Source organism: Bradyrhizobium sp. Cp5.3 (assembly GCF_000426265.1).
In the GTDB taxonomy this organism is placed as follows: Bacteria; Pseudomonadota; Alphaproteobacteria; order Rhizobiales; family Xanthobacteraceae; genus Bradyrhizobium; species Bradyrhizobium neotropicale.
Genome location: NZ_AUFA01000014.1, coordinates 78,069 through 97,300, shown reverse-complemented (window position 1 = coordinate 97,300; position 19,232 = coordinate 78,069). Strand labels below are relative to the sequence as shown.

20 protein-coding genes are annotated in these 19,232 nt (G+C 62.0%); 11 read left to right on the top strand and 9 right to left on the bottom strand.

Going from position 1 to position 19,232, the window contains the following annotated elements:
- Window positions 1-684: 684 nt before the first annotated feature.
- Entirely contained in the window at window positions 685-1,494 is an 810-nt protein-coding gene (locus tag K289_RS0121620; protein ID WP_027553446.1) for a DUF3108 domain-containing protein, read from the bottom strand.
- A 579-nt stretch (window positions 1,495-2,073) separates the two neighbouring features.
- Here K289_RS0121620 and rpmB point away from each other — a divergent pair.
- On the top strand, window positions 2,074-2,379 hold the full coding sequence (gene rpmB, locus K289_RS0121615) for a 50S ribosomal protein L28 (RefSeq protein WP_027553445.1): 306 nt from the start codon (window positions 2,074-2,076) through the stop codon (window positions 2,377-2,379).
- A gap of 112 nt (window positions 2,380-2,491) precedes the next feature.
- Here rpmB and K289_RS48805 read toward each other — a convergent pair whose 3' ends face one another.
- Window positions 2,492-2,911 (bottom strand): very short patch repair endonuclease, encoded by a 420-nt coding sequence (locus K289_RS48805; protein ID WP_084788671.1) that lies wholly within the window; start codon window positions 2,909-2,911, stop codon window positions 2,492-2,494.
- A gap of 165 nt (window positions 2,912-3,076) precedes the next feature.
- On the opposite strand from K289_RS48805, the gene K289_RS0121610 reads away from it, so the two are divergent.
- The 8 genes from K289_RS0121610 (at window position 3,077) to ftsZ (ending at window position 10,032) form a co-directional block, all read left to right on the top strand.
- The gene (locus K289_RS0121610) at window positions 3,077-4,108 is read left to right on the top strand and encodes a DNA cytosine methyltransferase (protein WP_051310724.1); all 1,032 of its coding nucleotides are present in this window, start codon (window positions 3,077-3,079) and stop codon (window positions 4,106-4,108) included.
- Between the two features lies 1 nt (window position 4,109).
- The gene (locus K289_RS48800) at window positions 4,110-5,252 is read left to right on the top strand and encodes an ATP-binding protein (RefSeq protein ID WP_051310722.1); all 1,143 of its coding nucleotides are present in this window, start codon (window positions 4,110-4,112) and stop codon (window positions 5,250-5,252) included.
- A 262-nt stretch (window positions 5,253-5,514) separates the two neighbouring features.
- Window positions 5,515-6,081: a hypothetical protein gene (locus tag K289_RS48795; protein ID WP_051310721.1), complete on the top strand. Its 567-nt coding sequence runs from the start codon at window positions 5,515-5,517 to the stop codon at window positions 6,079-6,081.
- Complete coding sequence (locus K289_RS0121600; protein WP_035685406.1) at window positions 6,078-7,247, top strand: hypothetical protein; 1,170 nt, start codon at window positions 6,078-6,080, stop codon at window positions 7,245-7,247. Before K289_RS48795 ends, K289_RS0121600 begins: the two co-directional genes overlap by 4 nt.
- Before the next feature lie 28 nt (window positions 7,248-7,275).
- On the top strand, window positions 7,276-7,830 hold the full coding sequence (locus tag K289_RS0121595) for a hypothetical protein (RefSeq protein ID WP_027553442.1): 555 nt from the start codon (window positions 7,276-7,278) through the stop codon (window positions 7,828-7,830).
- A gap of 117 nt (window positions 7,831-7,947) precedes the next feature.
- Window positions 7,948-8,094 carry a hypothetical protein gene (locus K289_RS50605; RefSeq protein ID WP_156918099.1) on the top strand — a complete coding sequence of 49 codons (147 nt, stop codon included), beginning with the start codon at window positions 7,948-7,950 and terminating at the stop codon, window positions 8,092-8,094.
- A 92-nt stretch (window positions 8,095-8,186) separates the two neighbouring features.
- Window positions 8,187-8,726, top strand: coding sequence for a hypothetical protein (locus K289_RS0121585; RefSeq protein WP_027553441.1), 540 nt, complete (start codon window positions 8,187-8,189; stop codon window positions 8,724-8,726).
- A gap of 52 nt (window positions 8,727-8,778) precedes the next feature.
- Window positions 8,779-10,032 carry a cell division protein FtsZ gene (ftsZ, locus tag K289_RS0121580; RefSeq protein ID WP_027553440.1) on the top strand — a complete coding sequence of 418 codons (1,254 nt, stop codon included), beginning with the start codon at window positions 8,779-8,781 and terminating at the stop codon, window positions 10,030-10,032.
- Window positions 10,033-10,331: 299 nt separating this feature from the next.
- Here the strand turns inward: ftsZ and K289_RS0121575 are convergent, their stop codons facing one another.
- Window positions 10,332-10,877 (bottom strand): hypothetical protein, encoded by a 546-nt coding sequence (locus tag K289_RS0121575; RefSeq protein ID WP_245283972.1) that lies wholly within the window; start codon window positions 10,875-10,877, stop codon window positions 10,332-10,334.
- Between the two features lie 261 nt (window positions 10,878-11,138).
- Here K289_RS0121575 and K289_RS0121570 point away from each other — a divergent pair, with 261 nt between their 5' ends.
- Window positions 11,139-12,467: a DUF2235 domain-containing protein gene (locus tag K289_RS0121570; RefSeq protein ID WP_027553438.1), complete on the top strand. Its 1,329-nt coding sequence runs from the start codon at window positions 11,139-11,141 to the stop codon at window positions 12,465-12,467.
- Window positions 12,468-12,837: 370 nt separating this feature from the next.
- Window positions 12,838-13,089 (top strand): PilZ domain-containing protein, encoded by a 252-nt coding sequence (locus tag K289_RS0121560; RefSeq protein ID WP_027553437.1) that lies wholly within the window; start codon window positions 12,838-12,840, stop codon window positions 13,087-13,089.
- A 44-nt stretch (window positions 13,090-13,133) separates the two neighbouring features.
- Here K289_RS0121560 and K289_RS0121555 read toward each other — a convergent pair whose 3' ends face one another.
- From K289_RS0121555 to K289_RS0121530, 6 genes are all read right to left on the bottom strand, one after another.
- Entirely contained in the window at window positions 13,134-13,541 is a 408-nt protein-coding gene (locus K289_RS0121555) for a hypothetical protein (protein WP_027553436.1), read from the bottom strand.
- Between the two features lie 185 nt (window positions 13,542-13,726).
- Complete coding sequence (locus tag K289_RS0121550; RefSeq protein ID WP_027553435.1) at window positions 13,727-14,839, bottom strand: NADH:flavin oxidoreductase/NADH oxidase; 1,113 nt, start codon at window positions 14,837-14,839, stop codon at window positions 13,727-13,729.
- 219 nt (window positions 14,840-15,058) lie between these two features.
- Window positions 15,059-15,757, bottom strand: a complete 699-nt coding sequence (locus tag K289_RS0121545) for a hypothetical protein (RefSeq protein ID WP_027553434.1) — start codon at window positions 15,755-15,757, stop codon at window positions 15,059-15,061.
- A gap of 79 nt (window positions 15,758-15,836) precedes the next feature.
- Window positions 15,837-16,922, bottom strand: a complete 1,086-nt coding sequence (locus K289_RS0121540) for an esterase-like activity of phytase family protein (RefSeq protein ID WP_027553433.1) — start codon at window positions 16,920-16,922, stop codon at window positions 15,837-15,839.
- The gene (gene cobT, locus K289_RS0121535; RefSeq protein ID WP_027553432.1) at window positions 16,919-18,823 is read right to left on the bottom strand and encodes a cobaltochelatase subunit CobT; all 1,905 of its coding nucleotides are present in this window, start codon (window positions 18,821-18,823) and stop codon (window positions 16,919-16,921) included. Before cobT ends, K289_RS0121540 begins: the two co-directional genes overlap by 4 nt.
- Entirely contained in the window at window positions 18,820-19,230 is a 411-nt protein-coding gene (locus K289_RS0121530; protein ID WP_027553431.1) for a GNAT family N-acetyltransferase, read from the bottom strand. The genes cobT and K289_RS0121530 overlap by 4 nt, the downstream gene beginning before the upstream one ends.
- Window positions 19,231-19,232: the final 2 nt, after the last annotated feature.

The following is a 19,232-nucleotide window of genomic DNA, read 5'->3' as shown; positions in this document are numbered from 1 at the left end:
GTCTCCGCTAGTCCAGCCATCACCGAATCCGTGGAAGCAGCCGCTCACCCCAACCCTCTCCCCGTAAGGACGGGGAGAGGGAGCAGGAGAGCTCCCTAAAAATCCCGGCCAACTGTCTCACTTTGCGACGCTTTTTCCGCTCTTCTTAAGCCTCGGAACGACTCTAGAACGAATCGCGGCCGAATCGCTGACTCCCCTTTGCTTCCTGTTACGTTCACGCAACATGTCGCGGGACGCCTCTTGGTTGCGCACTAGATGGAGTTTTGCTCCGCCGCACAAGCGATCATTTGCGGGCGAATTCCTTAAAATTGGGGATGGCGCGGAGTCGAATCAGAATCGGGGCGGAGTCAATTGGATTCCCGCTGCCTGCCCTCACGCATTTTCGCGAAAACAACCCCATGCAAAGTAGAACGGGTGGACGGGGTGACGGCGCGTAAGGCGTTGAGGCGGCGTGCCAAACGCTCCTTCTCGTCATTCCGGGACGCGCCGTCAGGCGCGGGCCCGGAATCCATTGGGAGACAAGCTCTGCGGCTTGATGGATTCCGGGCTCGCGACTTCGTCGCGCCCCGGAATGACGGGACATCGTAGCCCGCATGGAGCGCAGCGGAATGCGGGGAGCAGCGGGTGAAAATCCCGGATTGCGCTTCGCTCCATCCAGGCTACGCAGCGACGGCAGCGCGGCGCCTACTGCGTCTTCGCGACCCTTGGCGGCTGCGGTGCCGTGATGAAGCTCGTCGCTTCCAGCATCGCCGGCCCCAAGGGCGTCGGCACTTTCAGCCAGAACGGAACCAGGACCCGCGTGCCCGCGATCGGCGCGAACGCGATCTCGATGTTGCGCTGGGCGGCGAGGTATTTGATCACGGGACGATCGGGGATGTAGCCGGCGACCGGCACGAAATACAGCGCGCAGACCACGACCGGGCCGCGATAGCCCTTCTCCGCCTTCACCATTTCCATGCGCTTGAAATCGAGCTTGAGGTCGTAGCGCATGCGGCCGTCGAACACCGGCGCGCCGTTGTGGCAGGCCTCCGGCGACACCGGATCGCCATTGCCGGGCACGCGCAGCAGCGAGGCCGTCATCGGGTCCCAGATGCCGCGGCGATGGGCGTCGGTGACGACGATGCGGTCGGGATCGACCGGCGGCTCCGGCACGATGCCGAACTCCTTCACATTGCCCTTGTCGAGGACAATGTGGATCTCCTCTTTCTTCTTCGAGGTGATGGTGGAGGCCTGGTAGCCGGTCGCGACCAGCGCACCATTGAGCACCCGCCCCTGGCTGGCGCCGGTGCCGGACCCGCCCGTGAAGGACTTCAGGATGCCCGTGGTGCCGCCGCTTGCCGCAGCGGAAAACACATCGTCCTGGATGTCGATGTTCCAGGCGCCCCGGCCGACGGGAATGCCCGCCAGCGTCGCCTCATACTGCGCCTCGAGCTTGCCCTGCGCCGCGGCGGGCGCGGCCCCCCACGCCAGGGTCAGCCCACCGAGGGCAGCCAAGGCGAGCCTGCCGGCGAGGCGCAACCGTTGCGGGATAAGGGGGGAAAAGGGCACGAAACGATCCAATCGGGATGCGAGTGGCTGTTACTTAAGCGGAAAATCGCGGCAAACAATGATCCGGGCACGAAAGGCCGGGAACTCAGCCTCCCTCTTCGCGGCCGAATACGCCCTTTATGTGGTGGTAAGGCATTTCAATCATTGCCGTTTTCGTGATCGGGCCGCCGCGGGCTCGAACACCTCTCCCGCTTGCGGGAGAGGTCGCGCCGAAGGCGCGGGTGAGGGCTCTCTCCACGCGGAGACACCAACCGTGATATCGACCGCCCTTCGCCGCGGAGGCACCCCCACCCCGCCCTCCCCCGCAAGCGGGAGAGGGAGCGCACCTCCCCTGCGGCCCAAGATCCCGGGTTCGCGCTCCCGCGCGCCCCGGGACGACAGGGCCTTTCGGCCCCGTCGCCTTGACTACCCGCCCCTTCCCCCCTATACGTCCGCCCGCTCCCTGCAAGGACAGAGAATTTACGACCCCCGTGGCGCCCCGAATGGCCGCCGCAACGCTTGGGGGAAAGGATAAGGATTTTTGCCATGTCTCGCCGCTGCGAACTGACGGCCAAGGGCCCCCTCGTCGGCCACAAGGTCAGCCACTCCAACATCAAGACCAAGCGCCGCTTCCTGCCGAACCTCGTCAACGTGACGTTCATCAGCGAAGCCCTCGAGCGCAACGTGCGCCTGCGCGTCTCCACCAACGCGGTCAAGAGCGTCGACCACAATGGCGGCCTCGATGCCTTCCTGCTCAAGGCCAACGCCGACGCCCTGTCGCCGCGCGCGCTCGAGCTGAAGCGCCAGATCCAGAAGAAGGTCGGCGGCGAGCCGGCGAAGAAGGCGAGCTAAGCCATTTGAAAGTTTGGGCGGGGGCTAAGTTGCGTCGCGTGGCGTAAGGCTTAGCCAGTTGAGTTTTGCGTGACGGCCGGATCGAAAGATCCGGCCGTTTTTGTTTTTGGAGCTATGCGCTCGAATGGGAAACAATAGTCTCAAGGAGACTGCGCAACCGGTTCGGCTTCGAGACTTCGCATTCCCATATTGTCACACACTTCCATCCCTCGGCCCGCAGCGCCCTCTTATTCCTGGTGTCGCGCAATCGGTTCCCGCTAACCTTCTCGGTCCAGTATTTCGAATTGGATTTCACCCTACGTTTCCCGTCCACGCACTTCGTACACCCATGCCAAAAACAGCCATGAACAAAGACTGCGATCCGCCGCGACGGAAAAATGATGTCTGGTTTTCCCGGAAGCGCTTTCGCATGCAGTCGAAACCGGAGTCCGGCGCCGAACAGAAAACGGCGAACGACAATCTCTGGACGTGTGTTTTTTGAGCGGATCGCCGCCATATTCGCGCTCCGCCGAATCGTTGATATCGTATCCATCCCTATAGCTCGCGCCGCGGACCTCCAATCAAGCCGCTGAATTTTAATACGTTTTTTACCATGAACAGCAACAATTGGACGTAACGCCCCTCCCTGTATACTCTCGGTTGCAGAAGCGAGCCGCTTAGTACCTGCAAGCGACCCCTACCGGTTAGATCAAGACTGATGACGAAGGCGCAGCAACGACGAACTGACTCCCAACGCAAGACGTCCAAGCTTCCAAAGATCGTGAGCCTCTTTTCCGGCGCCGGTGGTCTCGATCACGGATTCAAGTCGGCGGGCTTCGAACTCAGTGCAGCTTTCGATATCTCTCCAGCAGCGATTGAGACGCATAAACGGAATTTTCCGGGCGCGACCGCTACGGCCGGGGATTTGATCGCGCTTGGTCCCAAAGGTGTTGCTTCGATTGTCAAACAGGCAGCGGGGGTCGGTTCTCGGATCGGCATCATCGGTGGCCCCCCGTGTCAGGGATTTTCCAGGGCTAACACGACTGCAACTGCATCAGATCCCCGAAATCAACTACCGAAGCTGTACATCGAAATCGTACAGGAGCTTCAAAAGCATTTTGAAGTTGAGTTTGTGGTGTTCGAAAATGTTCTCGGAATGCGCGACAAAAAGCACTCCGCCGCCTATCAAAGTCTGTTGTCAGGATTACGCGCGCTGGGGTTTGACATAACGGCGAAGGAACTCTGCGCTCTCGACTTTGGGGTTCCACAAACACGACGCAGAATAGTGCTATCGGCCATTAGAACCGAGGTCGCTATGAAGCCTGTTCGTCCGAGGCGCAGAAAGGGGCTTGCGACGGTTCGAGAGGCAATAGGCGCTCTTCCCCAACCAAAGTTCTTTTCACGAAATTTGGCGGCGGAAGACATTCCGCATCATCCCAATCACTGGACGATGAATCCGGTGTCGCCCAGGTTCAAAATGAAAGCAGTAACCCATGGCGGGCGCTGCTTCAAACAGCTCAGCTGGCAGAAGCCGAGTCCCACAATCGCGTTTGGTCACCGGGAAATTTATGTCCATCCGAGCGGCACGCGCCGCTTAAGCATATTTGAAGCGATGCTCCTACAAGGCTTTCCCAAGAACTTTGTGTTGAAGGGAAATCTCTCCGAACAAGTGGAGCAAGTCTCGAACGCAGTCCCTCCTCCACTAGCCAAGAGTGTCGCGGCAGCGATCAGACGTTCATTGAGAGAGTAAATTGGCTATCAAAGTCATCGAGCAGAAAAACACTGACGAACGGGAGCTCGCGAGAAATATCCTTCAAAGCGAGGATCGAGAACTCGTTGTCCAGACCACGCTTCAAACTAACGAGCAGGTCATTGCGCGCGTAACCGACGGTATCTATCGGCAACCTGCATCCGCACTTAGAGAACTAATTTCGAACGCCTACGACGCGGACGCAACCCGCGTGACTATCAAAACCGACGTTCCGCGATTTGAGCGCATTACAATTGAAGACAATGGCTCGGGTATGACGCCCGCAGTTCTTGCTCATCTCCTCTTTAATATCGGCGGCAGCGCCAAACGAAACGCCGAAGGTGAAGAGCTAGGAATTACATCGCCAACTGACCCCACACGAAGCCCGGCCGGCCGCAGACTCATTGGGAAGATTGGTATTGGCCTATTCTCCGTATCCCAACTGACTCATTCGTTCCAGATCATAACCAAGACCAAAGGCGACAATCACCGCACTGTGGCGACGGTGTCGCTTAGACAATTTGCAGATTCGGAAGTAGCTCCCTCGCACGGAGAGAAAAAATTCGAGTCGGGGAAGGTCGTCATTTGGCGCGAAAAAGCTACGGATGTAGAGAAGCAGGGCACCACGATCGTCCTCAATTCGATACGCCCTCAAGCGCGGGACACTCTTCGAAGCCGTGAGATTTGGGGAGCAATCGAACATAACGAAGAGACTGCGGCTGACGATGAAAAGCAGTCCATTGAACCACCGAAGTATCATGTTGGCAGAGTCGACCGGACCGGGAAACTTCTCAAACCTACCGGCGATCAATATATATCGCTGCCTTGGGAGAAGACTGACAGCCCTTCCAAAGCTTTCGAAAAGCTTGTTGATTCTGTATGGGACCAAACTCAAGCAGCCAATCCAAACCCAAAGCTCGAGCGAATCTTTGACTACTATCTGCGAATGGTCTGGCTCCTTGGGCTCTCTGTACCCTTGCCATACGTTCAAGGACACTTGTTCGACCAACCCACCTCCGGCTGGACCGAGACATTCCTACTTTCAAACAAGCCCAAAGGCGCTGCACACCCCGTCGAGGGACGAGGATCGATCCGAGACACGATCGGCTTAGACGATCCGAGGGAAATCTGCGGGAGTCTTTGAGGTCTTTATTGATGATCTTAAGCTCTCCCGTCCGATCAAATTTAGAGATTTGCCCGTTCCTCCAACTCACGCGCTAAAGCATCCTCTGGTATTCGTAGGGAAGTGTGATGAAACCTTTCCGAAGCTGCCACCTGAGCTAAGCGGGGGTCGACTTCAGTTCGAAGCTTACCTCTTTTGGTACCCGAAGATTTCACCCACCGAACACCAAGGGTCACTCATACGCATTCATGGGGCGAGTGGCACTCTATTCGATCCCACGTTTATGCGATACCAGATTTCGGAACAAACCCGACTAAGACAAATCACCTGCGAAATCTTCGTCAATGAGGGCCTTGATAGTGCACTTAACATTGATCGCGAGTCCTTCAATAACGCACACCCTCACGCCGTCTATATCACGAGATGGCTTCATGAAGCTCTGCGGCAACTAGCGACTGTACAAAAGAAGGCTGCGAGCCAAGTACGGCGGCACGAGCGCGAAGGCACGAAGGACGCCCGCGTAGTCTCAATTCAGAAAGTTGCGTCTGAAGTCTGGACCGAGCAATCAGACGATCCAGCTTCGGCACCGCCATCGGTGGAGCTTGTTGAGGGTGACATCCCGAAACGCACCAATCCGGATACCTACGTCTATCAACGCTCAGCCGTGGCAAGCCGGAGCACAAGACCCAAGACTCCCAAGGAGAGAGCAAGGGCGAGTATTATCGATGAAAAATTGAAGGCGATTGCGCAGGTTCTTGCATCGTTTGGCCTCATCGATCAACTCACGAAAAAGAAGCAGGAAGCTCTTCTCAGAGCTATCCATCAGATACTGGAAGAGCGAGAGGGATGAACGATCAAGGGGCGGGAAACGATACTGGAAGCTTTGCCGATAACATTTCCAGCGTGGGCGAGTACAGATTTTCATTTCCAAAGACGAAAGGTTTTCAACCTTGGCATAAGCCACGGAAGCAATTCGTCAGGAAGGAGCAATGGTGCTACTTTATCGGACAGCTGCTCGATGATCTTCCGACGCAAGGTCGCACTCTCACCTACTTTGGTCTTCCCGGCGATGATTTGCTCGATTTAAGATGCTTTGGCTCAAGCGTATGCGAGCCAAGAGAAATCAAGCTCCGCTTTCTTGGCTTCAACAACAGCGCGGCTGCTGCGGCCGAAGACCAGACAGAGTTGAATATATCACTGGATGAAGTGAGCAAATCGGCCTCATTCGATCCTCAATCGGAAATTCTTGCCGATGATATGCGCGAACTCGTCAACACGGACTCGATCGCCTGGCACAAGACGTCTGAAATTGGACCTTACGACGTCATCAATTTGGATTTGTGCGATGGTTTCGGCGCGCAATCGCCTGGGAGCTTTGACGAGACATATTACAACATGGTTGTGAGACTATTGTCAGTTCAAGCGCGCCGCAAATCGCCGTGGTTATTGCTCCTGACGACTCGAGTCGGCAAAGCCCATGTACACACTGAAACCTTGAATCGGCTCGCCGGGCTCTATCGTCTCAATCTTGCGGAATGCGCGCCGTTTCAGGCTGCCTCATCTGAAAAGTTCAGTATCTCAGATTCTTCGTCGCTCGATAACGCGAAGAAGTCGGAGGCTGGGATACAATCGGTGTTCTTAGTCGGACTTTGTAAATGGCTACTTCGTCTTGCGGCCGCGCACAGCCCTCCATCAATCATGGAGGTGAAGAGCGCCCTCGGCTATAGGGTCCATGGCGGCGCTTCAGTTGAAGACATGGTATCCATAGCAATTCGTTTTAACCCCACCTTCGAGGTGGCAAAGGACCCGGTGAATCTGGCAACGATTGAGCCGACACCGATAGACGAGTGTGATTTAGCAACGAAAGCGTTGAAACGCGTTAGCAGTATGCTCGATGTAGACGAGTATTTGGCGTCCGAAAGCGACATCCGTCAGGAGATGATCGATGAGATGTGCACGCTCTTAGAGGCGGCACGCTACGATACGGACGAATATCGAAAGCAGCAGTCAGTTTAGCGCAATCAACGCCCTCGATGGAACTCATATGTTCGAGTATCATTTGTTCGACGTGGAAATCGTGCGGTTCGTCGATGGCCAGCGCCTCTGCTGGCCGCGAGCGGCTGAGGTCGAAGCGGAAACAAATCCTGGATGCAATCGGGATTATCAAGATTTACGCAATCTCTCATGGGACGATGTTGAGACAATAAGCGCCTTGGAAGCCGAACTTGTTGCTCGGCTGGAAGCTGCAACCGATCTCGACGCGGAATACGAGGCGATCTCAGATGAACTATACGATGACCCTGAGGGCATACTTGGATTGGATATCGGCGTAGCTGCGACTGTCGCGACTTTGTCGGCAGCTGGGTGTATACCAATTAGCAGCTGCAATGGCGGCGCTTATGGAGGACACCATCACGAGAATTATCCCGTCGTCGCATTCTTTGCAAAGGCAGGAAGACTCGACCTTCTGCTAGAGTGCGCCAAGGAAGCAGACGTTGGGCTGGAGAACGACGAGTCGGGTCTCCTGATGCTATATTCAAACGATATCAGAAAAATGCGTTTCTTTGCGGACGCCCTTTCTCAGCGCTGTCGGCGTTAGATACTTGCTCACCTGACTACAATCCGCGGGCGTGCTGCATCGACAATCGCCGCATAGTGCTCGTGGGCCGTTTTCCCGCCATATCCGCCCCGGTAGTATCGCCGGGAGGGGCATGCCATGGAGCAGGAGCGCAAGCCCGGGCCGAAAAACCTCGCCACCTGCCATGACGGCACCGGCAACGAAACCTCCGAGAACATCTCCAACGCCCTCAAGCCCCATCTCTGCCTGCGCAAGACAGACTTAACGCGTTCGCTCGCGCGTTAACCGGCCATTAACCAACGCAGCCTAGCCTCCTCTCATTGCCCAGCCATCATCAGCCTGAAATGCCTTCCCGGTTCGCTCCAGGAGAAGCGCCGATGTCCGTTGAGTTGTTGAGTTATGCTGATCTAGCTGCCCGCCTCAAAATCTCGCGCGAGGCCGCGCGTGCGCTGGCCAGGCGACGCCGGTTGCCGCGCTCGCGTTCGGATGACGGCAAGGCCCTGGTGAGCGTCGATTTCTCCGAACTCCGCTATACGCCGCGCCCGCGACTTGGCCGCCGGGCAGGCCACGCCGCCGCCCCCATCGCCGCCTCCATGGCAGAGATCGAGGCCCGAGAGATCGAGGCATTAGAGATCAAGGCTTGCAAGGCGGAGATCGCGCGGCTCGAAGCAATTGCAGCCCAGTACAGAGCCAATTTCGAGCGCGAGCGGGAGCGCGCCGATCGCCTTGCCGTCGAGCTCGTGCAGGCGGCTGCCGAGACGACGGCAGCCAATGTGTGGGCGGCACGATTGGAAGATGAAGTGGCGGAGCTGCGGACTGGTCGCCAGGCTGGCGGCTCGGTCGCGGGACAAGCCGCGCTTCGATTGGGACGTCTGGCCGCTTCCATCGTCAAAGCAGACCGCGCGGCCAGTAGGTAGCATTCGATACTTTCTCAAATCCCCGGCTTGCCGGAGCGACCTCGAGGGACAGATGACAGGCAATACCGATATTCGCGAGATGAAGGCCCGCATTGTCGTGTTCGGGGTCGGCGGCGCCGGCGGCAATGCCGTCAACAACATGATCACGGCGGGGCTGCAGGGGGTCGAGTTCGTCGTCGCCAATACCGACGCGCAGGCGCTGGCCATGTCGAAGGCCAAGCGCCTCATCCAGCTCGGCACCCAGGTCACTGCGGGCCTTGGCGCCGGCTCGCAGCCCGAACTGGGACGCGCCGCAGCCGAGGAGGCGATCGACACGATCCGCGAGCATCTGGCCGGCGCACACATGGTATTCGTCACGGCCGGCATGGGCGGCGGCACCGGCACCGGGGCTGCACCGATCGTCGCGAGGACCGCGCGCGAGCTCGGCATTCTCACCATCGGCGTGGTCACCAAGCCGTTCTACTTCGAGGGCCAGCGCCGCATGCGCTTTGCCGAAGCCGGCATCGAGGAGCTGCTGAAGTCGGTCGACACCCTCCTGATCATCCCGAACCAGAACCTGTTCCGGGTGGCCAGCGAGAAGACCACGTTCGCCGATGCCTTCGCCCTTGCCGACCAGGTGCTTTATTCGGGCGTCGCCTGCATCAGCGACCTCATCGTCAAGGAAGGCCTGATCAATCTCGATTTTGCCGACGTCCTCTCCGTCATGAAAGAGAAGGGCAAGGCGATGATGGGACGGGGCGAGGCTTCCGGCGAGAAGCGCGTGCTCGCCGCCGCGGTGGCCGCGATTTCCAATCCATTGATCGAGAACCCCTCGATCAAGCGCGCCAGCGGCCTCATCATCTCCATCACCGGCGGCCGGGATCTCATGCTGTTCGAGGTCGACGAAGCCGCCACCCGCATTCGCGACGAGGCCGATCCGGACGCCAACATCATCGTCGGCGCGTCCTTCGATGAGAGCCTTGAAGGCATCGTCCGCGTCTCGGTGGTGGCGACGGGCATCGACAATCTCGACCCGGCGCAAGAGGCGCACCCGGTGGAAACCGCGCTCACGCAGCTCGCCGGCAGGCTGCGCAACGACAGCCGCCGCATCGCCGATCGCATCGAGCGTGGTGCACCCCTGCCGCAAGTGGAGAGCCCGCCGCTCCGCCCGGCGGCGCCCGCGGGGCAACCGGCAAGGCCGAATCAGGACTATGCGCGCCAGGCGGCTCCCCGGCCGCTCGATCCTTACGGCCGCGCCTCTCCGCGCAATGTGGCCGACGAAGGCATTCTCGATATCCCCGCCTTCCTGCGCCGCACCGCCAACTGAGCGGGCGTTAGGAAGCGGAGCTGCTTGCCTCGCGGTCCATGTCCGGCATTAAAGAGTTGTTGTTTTGCTCCGTCATTCCGGGGCGCGCCTCTTGGCGCGAGCTACGATGCGCAATTGCGCATCTGAGAATCCATTTCTCAACGGTCACTGCGGCCCGATGGATCCCGGGCTCGCGACTTCGTCACGCCCCGGGATGACGACCGGTTGTTGGGCTCGCTGGTCGAGTAGCGACAAACTCCCCCGTCGTCCCGGCGAAGGCCGGGACGACGGGGGAGTTTGAGGCGCGCCGCGCCGACCGTTCACGCCGCGGTGCTGCGCGGGTTCTCCGCTGTTTCCGGCTTTTCCGTCTCCTTGTCGCGAGACAGCCATGCCGGGAAACGAAGCAGGCGATCGGCGTGGTCTTTTGGCGGCTCGACGGGCGCTTCAGTGACAGAACTCGGGAGGTCCAGTGCGACCTGGCCGATCCGCACCGCATCCGCGCGCTGATCCAGTCCGCGCAACAGGGGATCGAGCACGCTGTCGATCTCGGTCGCCACCGACACCAGGAAACTGTTGAGATCGCGCGCCTCGGGCACGACTGTCGCGGCCGACTCGATCGCCTTGGAGAGACCATCGACGACGGGCGCAAAGGCGCTGGCGGCTTGCTTGATTCGGCTCTTGATTGCTTCGATCTCGGCCAGGACACGATCACGCTCCCGCCTTTTCTTCTCCTCCGAGAGGCGGGCTTCGATTTCGGCGATCTGGGCCGTCAGGGTCGTGGCTTCCGATGCAAGCGCATCGCGCCTTACGCGCACGCGATCGAGGTCGCGGCTGAGATTGTCCACTAGATCGTCCTTTCCGAACATTGCTTTGCTCCGTAGGACAGCCGTTTTGCTCTGTAAGACGGCCGTGGCGCGAATCGCGAGCCTCGCAGCCGAACGAATGGCCGGATCGGCCAAAACAGGCATCAACTTCGCTCGCGTCACATGGGCCGACATGGTGATCCCCCACTCGTCAACATTAGGCGACCGCATGGTTAACAAGTGGTTAATGTCAACAGATGATTAAGCAATGGGGCCGCGCTTCAGCTATACTCGCCCCGGTAGCATCACCTGGAGGGGCTTACCGTGGATCACGAGCGCAAGGCGGAACCCAAGCTTGAGCCGAAAAATCTCGTCGTCTGCTGTGACGGCACCGGCAACGAGATCAGCGAGAACATCTCCAACGTCCTGAAGCTCTATCGCTGCCTGCGCAAGACCGACAAGACGCATCCGCGGCAGCTGGTGTTCTATGATCCCGGGGTCGGCACGGTGACGAAGCCGAGCACGTGGCACCGCTGGAAGGCCAACATCAATCTGGTGCTGGGGCTCGCCACCGGCTACGGGCTCGATGACAACGTGCTGTCGGCCTATTGCTTCCTGGTCGAGAACTACAGCCCGGGCGACAAGATCCATCTGTTCGGCTTCTCCCGCGGAGCCTATACGGTGCGGGTGCTGGCGGGGCTGATCCACAAGGTCGGGCTGATCTCGCCGGAGCAGGTCAACCTCGCAGGTTCCGGCCTCGTCTCCTACAAGCAATATTCGGGCAGCGGGCGCGGCAATGATGTCAGCGACCTCACGGATGCCGGCAGCGACGAGGACGGCCCGCTGCCGAAGGACAAGTTCGATCTCGCCGCCCAGTTCGCGCGCATCACCTCCTCGCGCTGGCCGACGATCCACTTCATCGGCGTGTGGGACACGGTGGCGAGCGTGATCGTGCCGCGCGCCGACCGGTTCTATCTGCCGAGCATCGAGGAGCTCGCCTTCACGCTGCTGAACCCGAGCGTGCAGATCTTCCGGCAGGCGATCGCGATCGACGAGCGGCGCTGCATGTTCCGCCTGAAGGAGTGGAAGGAGCCGCAGGAATACTGGAGCAACCGCTTCGTGCCCGACGACAAGAAGGTGCCGCAGGACATCCTGCAGGTGTGGTTCGCCGGCGTGCATTGCGACGTCGGCGGCGGCTATCCGGAAGCCGAGAGCGGGGAGTCGAAATATCCGCTGCTGTGGATGATCGACGAGGCGGCACGCGCGGGACTGAACTTCAACCCGCGCACCGTGAACCAGCTCGCCTGGGGCATCCAGCGCAAGAACAGCCCGTTCACCTATGTAAGGCCGAGCTATTCGGGGAAGACGGGCGAATTGCACAATTCGATGACGGCGGCCTGGCGCGTGCTGGAGTATGTGCCGAAGAGCGCGAAGTACAAGGAATGGCCGGAGCGGAAGGTCGTCGCTGGCTTCTACATCCCCGATTGCGAACCGCGCGTCATCCCCGAAGGCGCGCATGTGCATGAGAGCGTGGTGAAGCGGATGGAAGCGGAGGCGAAATATCGGCCGGTGAACCTGCCGAAGGAGTTTGTCACGGTGCCGATGCCGACGCCGCCGCATGCGGAGATGGCGGGGGAGGTGGAGAAAGTGTGAAGGGGGCGGGATGCAGCCACCTCGTCATTGCGAGCGTAGCGAAGCAATCCAGGGTCTTTCCGCGGTGACAGTCTGGATTGCTTCGCTGCGCTCGCAATGACGGGTGATGGACGCGAGCGTGGGTTGATCGCGACGAGCGCAAGCGCTCGCGCGGGGGTCCCGGCCTTCGCCGGGACGACGGCGGAGCAAGAGGCACGAACGGAGCGCCACTTCGGCAGCCAACTACTGCCCTCCCCCCAATTCGCCGCTACTTTTCCTTAAAATTCTCCTGCGGACCTTAGCCCTATCGCATCATCTCCCCGCCATCATCGGCCAAGACCACCGCGACCTTTTGTCCGAGCATGATGCTCGAAGCGGACTTGGAGGAGACGTGCCACAGTATCCGCGCAAATTTACCCGTGTGAAGCCGAGCGGGCTGGTGTCCCGCCAGGCCAAGATCATCACCGACCCGCGCGCACCGGTCATCAACTGCACGCTGATCGACTATTCGCCGGGCGGCGCCTGCGTCGATCTCGGCGGGCAGGTCCAGATCCCCGACCGCTTCGAGCTGCTGCACGTCAACACCAAGAAGCGCTGCCGCATCGCCTGGAAGCGCGGCACGCGGGTGGGCGTGGTGTTCTAGGGTGGCAGCTCTCCAGCGCTCCGCCCGCACCTAACTCCCCACCCCTACTTCCGCATCCGCGCCTTTGCGCCCGCGACGATCTGCATGGCGACGCCGGCGATCCAGGCGACGAGGACGAGCCAGGACCAGGCGAGATGCGGGTCGAGCCGCAGCACGATCACGGCGACGGAGGCGAACGCGGCGAAGGTGGCAAAGAGCGTGCCGGCGGAGCTCAGGAACTCCGCGGCGTCGATCCGGCTGTGCTCTTCGTCGAAGGGAAGCTGCGGCGTGTCGATGCCGAGATAGAAGCCGATGACGCCGAGCAGCATCATCACCATCAGAAAGCCCTGCGTGGTGAGATGCGATATCGCCGAGCCGACATAGGCGCCGACGAACAGCCCGCACGCCGCCCCCGCCATCGCGAGGCCCACGCGCTCAAAGACGTGGGCAGTCTTCCGGACACGAAAACGCATGGCGGGCCCCGCTTGCGCCTGAGTGCGGCAAGGTTAGGCCAATTTTGGTGAGGGCGAAAGGTAAGGGGTGTCACGGAGGGGTGAGCAGTGCAACCTGCGATCATCGGCCGGATGGAGTAGTCCGGATGAGTTAGCGGCGGAGGATTGCGTCATCGCGCGGCTATCGCCCCAGATGCGCGCTGCCGCTACCTCGCCCCGAACGTGGTCTTGCCGAACAGCGCCTTTTGCGTCGAGGGTTGCGAGCGCCAGTATTGCGGGGGTGCTTCGACTTCGCCGCCGAGCTCGGCGGCGGCGTGCCAGCCGAAGCGGGGGTCGTAGAGCATGGCGCGACCGAGCGCGACCATGTCGGCCTTGCCGGATGCCACGATCTCCTCGGCGTGCTTCGCCTCCGTGATCAGGCCGACGGCGATGGTGGGAATCCCGGTCTCGCGCTTGATGGCTTCGGCGAACTGCACCTGGTAGCCGGGGCCGAGCGGAATCTTCTGCAACGGCGAGACGCCGCCGGAGGACGCATCGATCCAGTCGACGCCGCGCGCCTTCAGCGCCTTGGCAAATGCGATGGTCTGCGCGAGGTCCCAGCCGCCCTCGATCCAGTCGGTCGACGACACCCGCATGCCGACCGGCTTGTCGGACGGGAAGATCGCGCGCACAGCGTCGAACACCTCGAGCGGGAAGCGCATGCGGTTTTCGAGCGACCCGCCGTACTCGTCGGTGCGGCGGTTGGAAATCGGCGAGAGGAATTGATGCAGGAGATAGCCGTGCGCGCCGTGCAGCTCGATGGCGTCGATGCCGAGCCGCGCGGCACGCTTGGTGCTGTCGACGAAGGCCTCGCGGATGCGCTTCAGGCCCGCCGCATCCAGCGCCAGCGGCGCGGCCTCGCCCTCCTTGTGCGGCACCGCGCTCGGCGCCACCGGCTGCCAGCCGCCCTGCGATTGCGGAATGAGCTGGCCACCGTCCCAGGGCCGCGCGCTGGAGGCTTTGCGGCCGGCATGGGCGAGCTGCATCCCGACGGCCGTGGAGGAGTGCTTGCGCACGGAGGCGAGGATCTGCTTCAGCGCCGCCTCGCCGGCGTCGCTGTAGAGCCCGAGGCAGCCCGGCGTGATGCGGCCGATCGCCTCCACATGCGTCGCCTCGATGCAGAACATCGAAGCGCCCGACAGCGAAAGGTTGTTGATGTGGCTGAAGTGCCAGTCGGTGGCGACGCCGTCGTCGGCCGAATACTGACACATCGGCGACACCACGAGACGGTTCTTCAACGTCAGGCCGCGCAGCTTGATCGGGGAAAACAGGGCGCTCATGCGGGAGGTTCCGGGAGGATGGAGGGGCTTTGGAGGAAGTGTAGTGAGCGGATGCACAATTACCACCAGCGCGGCGGGAATGGCCGCCCGTGGCGGGGCGCATTGCGGGCTCACATGGTCGCAAGGGCGAGGCCAAACTCCGCCGTCGCCTCAAATTCCGGTGTCGTCCTGGCGAAAGCCAGGACGACGATAAGATTTGAGGCTACGCCAAAACGCCCCTCACTCCCCGTCTCGAAACTTCCCCGGCTGCAGCTTGCCGGTGCGATAGCGGCCGCCGCGCGACAGGGTGACATCCGCTTCCGCGGAAAACTCGATCGAGTAGTGGCCGTCGTCCATCTTCGTGGTCTTGCCGAGCGCACCCAGCTTGTCGGCCAGCGCGGCGTCGTCCTCGACGAACACGCGGGATTCCTTCAGGCGAAAGCGCCGCGGCGCCTGCCAGGTGACTGTCGGCACGAAGGTACGCATGTCGCCCTCGGTCTTGACCTGGACGGTGCGGCCGGTCGTCTCCCGGAACAGGTCCGGCACTTCGATGAGCCGGGCGCGGCGGCCCTCGATCGCGTAGAGGTTCAGCGTCATGATGTGGCGCTCGGTGCGGAAGGCGATGGCGACGTAGCGCGAATCCGGCGACCAGGCGGCATAATAGGCCTGCGGCGCGTGGTCGAGGTTGTTCTCGTCGCTGATGTTGTCGAGCACCGCGAGCCGGCGATGGCGGGGCTCGGCCATCAGGAAGACGTGGAAATTGTCACCGCCGAATTCGCCTCCGCCATGCGAGGCAACCGACAGCTTTCCGTTCGGCGCCCGGCCGTCGGCGATGATGGCGTATTCGTGCTTGCCGTACTGATGCTCGGCCGTGGCATGGGCCGGCGACAGCGCGGCGAGCGTGAGGGCAAGGGTGATGACGGCGCGGCGGATCAGCATGACGCTTTGTCGCGGGAGGGGGAGCGCGCGTTCAATCCTCACGTCGTCCCGGCGAGGGCCGGGACGACGCATGTTGCGTTCACTCCACCAGCGTGAACTGCAGCAGCAGCGTGCGCTGGAGCAGCGAGAAATTGTCGTCGGAGACGAGTGTCAGCACGGTGTCGCCCTCGCTCGTGACGTGGGCGTCGATGCCTTCCATGTTGTCGATCTCGTGGCCGAGATCGGCGTTGAAGAGCGCGGGGCCGTCGACCAGCGCGCCGGGCGCGATTGCCTTCAAGGGAATCGAGCGGATGCGGATGTTGACGCCGGTGAACCAGGAGAATTTGCGCTCGAGGATCAGAAGCTCGCCGGACGGCAGGATCACCGCATCGCTGATGTCGAATTTTTCCGTGCGGCGCACGCTGAACTGGCCGGGCGAAGGTCCGCCGACGAGGAACGCGATCAGATTGCCGTCGGCATCCAGCCCGCGCTCGGACAGCGCGATCAGCGTGCCCGCGAGCGGCTGGCCCTTGGGAACAACGACGAGCGCCTCGAGCCCTTTGTTGTAGGGCAGCTTTCGCGCGGCCGGCGGCAGCGGCAGCACCTCGCCGCGGGCGCGGGTAAAGCCCTTGGCGAAATCGAAGCGCATGAGCTGGTTGACGCGCTCCAGTCCGACATAGACCAGCGAGCCGTCGAGCGCGATCGACTCGGTGTCGTACCAGAGCCGCTTGTCGGTGATGGGACGTCCGTCCGCGCCGAGCATCGGCGCGGCCTCGACGTCGTCGAGCCCGGCCATGGCGCGGCCTTCATAGCGGATGCGGCCGGTGAACCAGGCGCCCTGGTCGGAGATCGCGACGAAGCGCTCGCCTTTCGCGTCGAGGAAACGGATGCCGGACAGTCCGCCAAAACCGCGATAGGGTGAGGTCAGCACCAGGCCGCTGCGATACTCCAGCGAGCCGAAGCGCACGCGCGAGCGGTCGCGCGGCTCGAATGCCGGGATCGGTCGCGCATTGACCTCGATCGCGGCAGGTTCGGTGACGGGGTGTTCGACCTGCCCCGGGATTTGCGCCGCCTTTGGCGGCGGCTCGGTGACAGGCTGTGCCCGCGCAAGCGCGGGGAGTGCGAGAGTGGAAAATCCCGCCGCCGCGTGGCCGAGGAAGCTGCGGCGGGATGAAAGCCTGCTCACGAATGCAGTTTGCGGCGCGGGCGGCTGGCCGGCTGGCTGGGGGCGGTATGCGTCTCGCTGAAGAGCTCGGCGAGCTTCTCGGTGATGGCGCCGCCGAGTTCCTCCGCGTCGACGATCGTCACCGCGCGGCGGTAGTAGCGCGTCACGTCGTGGCCGATGCCGATCGCAATCAGCTCCACCGGGGAGCGCGTCTCGATCTCCTCGATGATGTGGCGCAGGTGCCGCTCGAGATAGTTGCCGGGATTGACTGACAGCGTGGAATCGTCGACCGGCGCGCCGTCCGAGATCATCATCAGGATCTTGCGCTGCTCGGTCCGGCCGAGCAGGCGCTTGTGCGCCCAGTCCAGCGCCTCGCCGTCGATGTTCTCCTTCAGGAGACCCTCGCGCATCATCAGGCCGAGGTTTTTCCGCGCACGGCGCCAGGGCGCGTCCGCCGACTTGTAGATGATGTGGCGCAGATCGTTCAGGCGTCCGGGATTGGCCGGCTTGCCTGCGGCAAGCCAGGCCTCGCGGGACTGGCCGCCCTTCCAGGCGCGCGTCGTGAAGCCGAGGATCTCGACCTTGACGCCGCAACGCTCCAACGTGCGGGCCAGAATGTCGGCGCAGGTCGCCGCCACCGTGATCGGGCGCCCGCGCATCGAGCCGGAATTGTCGAGCAGCAGCGTCACCACGGTGTCGCGGAAGGTCGCCTCCTTCTCGCGCATGAAGGACAGCGGGTGATAGGGGTCGGTCACCACGCGCGACAGACGCGCGGGGTCGAGGATGCCCTCTTCGAGGTCGAACTCCCAGGCGCGGTTCTGCTGCGCCATCAGCCGGCGCTGCAGCCGGTTGGCGAGACGGGCGACGATGCCCTGCAGATGCGCGAGCTGCTTGTCGAGATAGGCGCGCAGGCGCTCCAGCTCGTCATGGTCGCAGAGGTCTTCGGCCGAGATCACCTCGTCGAATTTCGGCGCGAAGGCGTGGTACTCCGGCCCGCGCGGCTCGTTGGCGCCGCGCGAATTCGGCCGCGTCGCCTCACCCGGCGTCTCGTCATCGCCGAGCTCGCCATCGTCGAAGGTGTCTGATGTCGAGGCCTGCGCGCTTTCCATCGCGCTCTCGCTCATCTCCTCCGTCGTCGCCTGCGCCTGGTCGGCGCTCATCTCCTGGGCGGCGTCGGAATCGGGCGAGCCCTCGGCGCCGGACTGATCGTTGTCGCCGTCGCGGTTGTCGTCCTGGTCGTCGTTGTCGTCGGTGTCGGCGTTGCGCTCGTCGCCGAGATCGAGCGCCGTCAGCAGATCGTGCACGGCGTCGCCGAACTTGGTCTGGTTCTCGACCAGGCCATCGAGTCGGTCGAGCCGCCTGCCGATCTTGTCTTCCAGGATCGGCCGCCAGAGATCGACCATTTTCTTCGCCGCGGCCGGGGGCGCCATGCCGGTCAGCCGCTCGCGCACCAGCATTGCCAGCGCATCGGCCAGCGGCGCATCGGCGCGGTCGGTGATCTCGTCGAACTTGCCGCGATGGAAATGGTCATCGAGCATCGCGGTGAGGTTCTTCGCAACGCCCGCCATACGGCGCGCGCCGATCGCCTCGACGCGGGCCTGCTCGACCGCCTCGAACACGCCGCGCGCCTGCGGATTGCCGGGCATCAGCTTGCGATGCAGCTTCGGATCGTGACAGGCGATCTTCAGCGCGATGGAATCGGCGTGGCCGCGCACCACCGCCGCGTCGCGCTTGGTCATCTTGCGCGCGGGCTCGGGCAGCCGCGCCTTGCCGGGAGCCAAGCCCGGACGTTCGGCGGCGAAGCTGACATCGAGCTCGGGCGTCTTGGCGATCGCCTTCAGGCACGCCGCCACCGAGCGCTTGAACGGCTCGGTCGGGGCTTCCTTGCTGCCGGTGCGGAATTTGGAGTTGGATGTGCTCATAGCGACTTCGTAAACCAATGGCGCGTCACGCCGCCAGGATAGCCGTCAATGGCGCCGAACTCCTTGTAACCGCAGGAGCGGTAGAAGCCCGGCGCCTGGAAACTCATCGTGTCCAGGTAGGACCGGGTTGCCCCGATCTTTCTCGCCTCGTCCTCGATCGCCGCGATCAGCTTCGTGCCGTGGTCCCTGCCGCGAAGCTTCTGCTCGATCCAGAACAGCTGGATGAACAGAACCGACGTCCAGACCTCACCAACGATACCGCCGACGATCTTGCCGCGCTCTTTCAGGGAAATCGCGAGGCGCTTGTATTTCTGCTTCCCCATCCGCTCATTGTTGTAGCCAATGAGCCCGGCGAGCACGGCTTTCTTGGTTGTCCCAACGCTGCGCTCGACGGTGATGGTTGCCATGG

What these genes read in the sequence shown, in the direction of transcription:
- rpmB (WP_027553445.1), top strand. Translation starts at nt 2,074, where the DNA reads ATGTCTCGCCGCTGCGAACTGACGGCCAAGGGCCCCCTCGTCGGCCAC.
- K289_RS48805 (WP_084788671.1), bottom strand. Translation starts at nt 2,911, where the DNA reads ATGGATACGATATCAACGATTCGGCGGAGCGCGAATATGGCGGCGATC.
- K289_RS0121610 (WP_051310724.1), top strand. Translation starts at nt 3,077, where the DNA reads ATGACGAAGGCGCAGCAACGACGAACTGACTCCCAACGCAAGACGTCC.
- K289_RS48795 (WP_051310721.1), top strand. Translation starts at nt 5,515, where the DNA reads ATGCGATACCAGATTTCGGAACAAACCCGACTAAGACAAATCACCTGC.
- K289_RS0121600 (WP_035685406.1), top strand. Translation starts at nt 6,078, where the DNA reads ATGAACGATCAAGGGGCGGGAAACGATACTGGAAGCTTTGCCGATAAC.
- K289_RS0121595 (WP_027553442.1), top strand. Translation starts at nt 7,276, where the DNA reads ATGTTCGAGTATCATTTGTTCGACGTGGAAATCGTGCGGTTCGTCGAT.
- K289_RS50605 (WP_156918099.1), top strand. Translation starts at nt 7,948, where the DNA reads ATGGAGCAGGAGCGCAAGCCCGGGCCGAAAAACCTCGCCACCTGCCAT.
- K289_RS0121585 (WP_027553441.1), top strand. Translation starts at nt 8,187, where the DNA reads ATGTCCGTTGAGTTGTTGAGTTATGCTGATCTAGCTGCCCGCCTCAAA.
- ftsZ (WP_027553440.1), top strand. Translation starts at nt 8,779, where the DNA reads ATGACAGGCAATACCGATATTCGCGAGATGAAGGCCCGCATTGTCGTG.
- K289_RS0121575 (WP_245283972.1), bottom strand. Translation starts at nt 10,877, where the DNA reads ATGTTCGGAAAGGACGATCTAGTGGACAATCTCAGCCGCGACCTCGAT.
- K289_RS0121555 (WP_027553436.1), bottom strand. Translation starts at nt 13,541, where the DNA reads ATGCGTTTTCGTGTCCGGAAGACTGCCCACGTCTTTGAGCGCGTGGGC.
- K289_RS0121550 (WP_027553435.1), bottom strand. Translation starts at nt 14,839, where the DNA reads ATGAGCGCCCTGTTTTCCCCGATCAAGCTGCGCGGCCTGACGTTGAAG.
- K289_RS0121545 (WP_027553434.1), bottom strand. Translation starts at nt 15,757, where the DNA reads ATGCTGATCCGCCGCGCCGTCATCACCCTTGCCCTCACGCTCGCCGCG.
- cobT (WP_027553432.1), bottom strand. Translation starts at nt 18,823, where the DNA reads ATGAGCACATCCAACTCCAAATTCCGCACCGGCAGCAAGGAAGCCCCG.
- K289_RS0121530 (WP_027553431.1), bottom strand. Translation starts at nt 19,230, where the DNA reads ATGGCAACCATCACCGTCGAGCGCAGCGTTGGGACAACCAAGAAAGCC.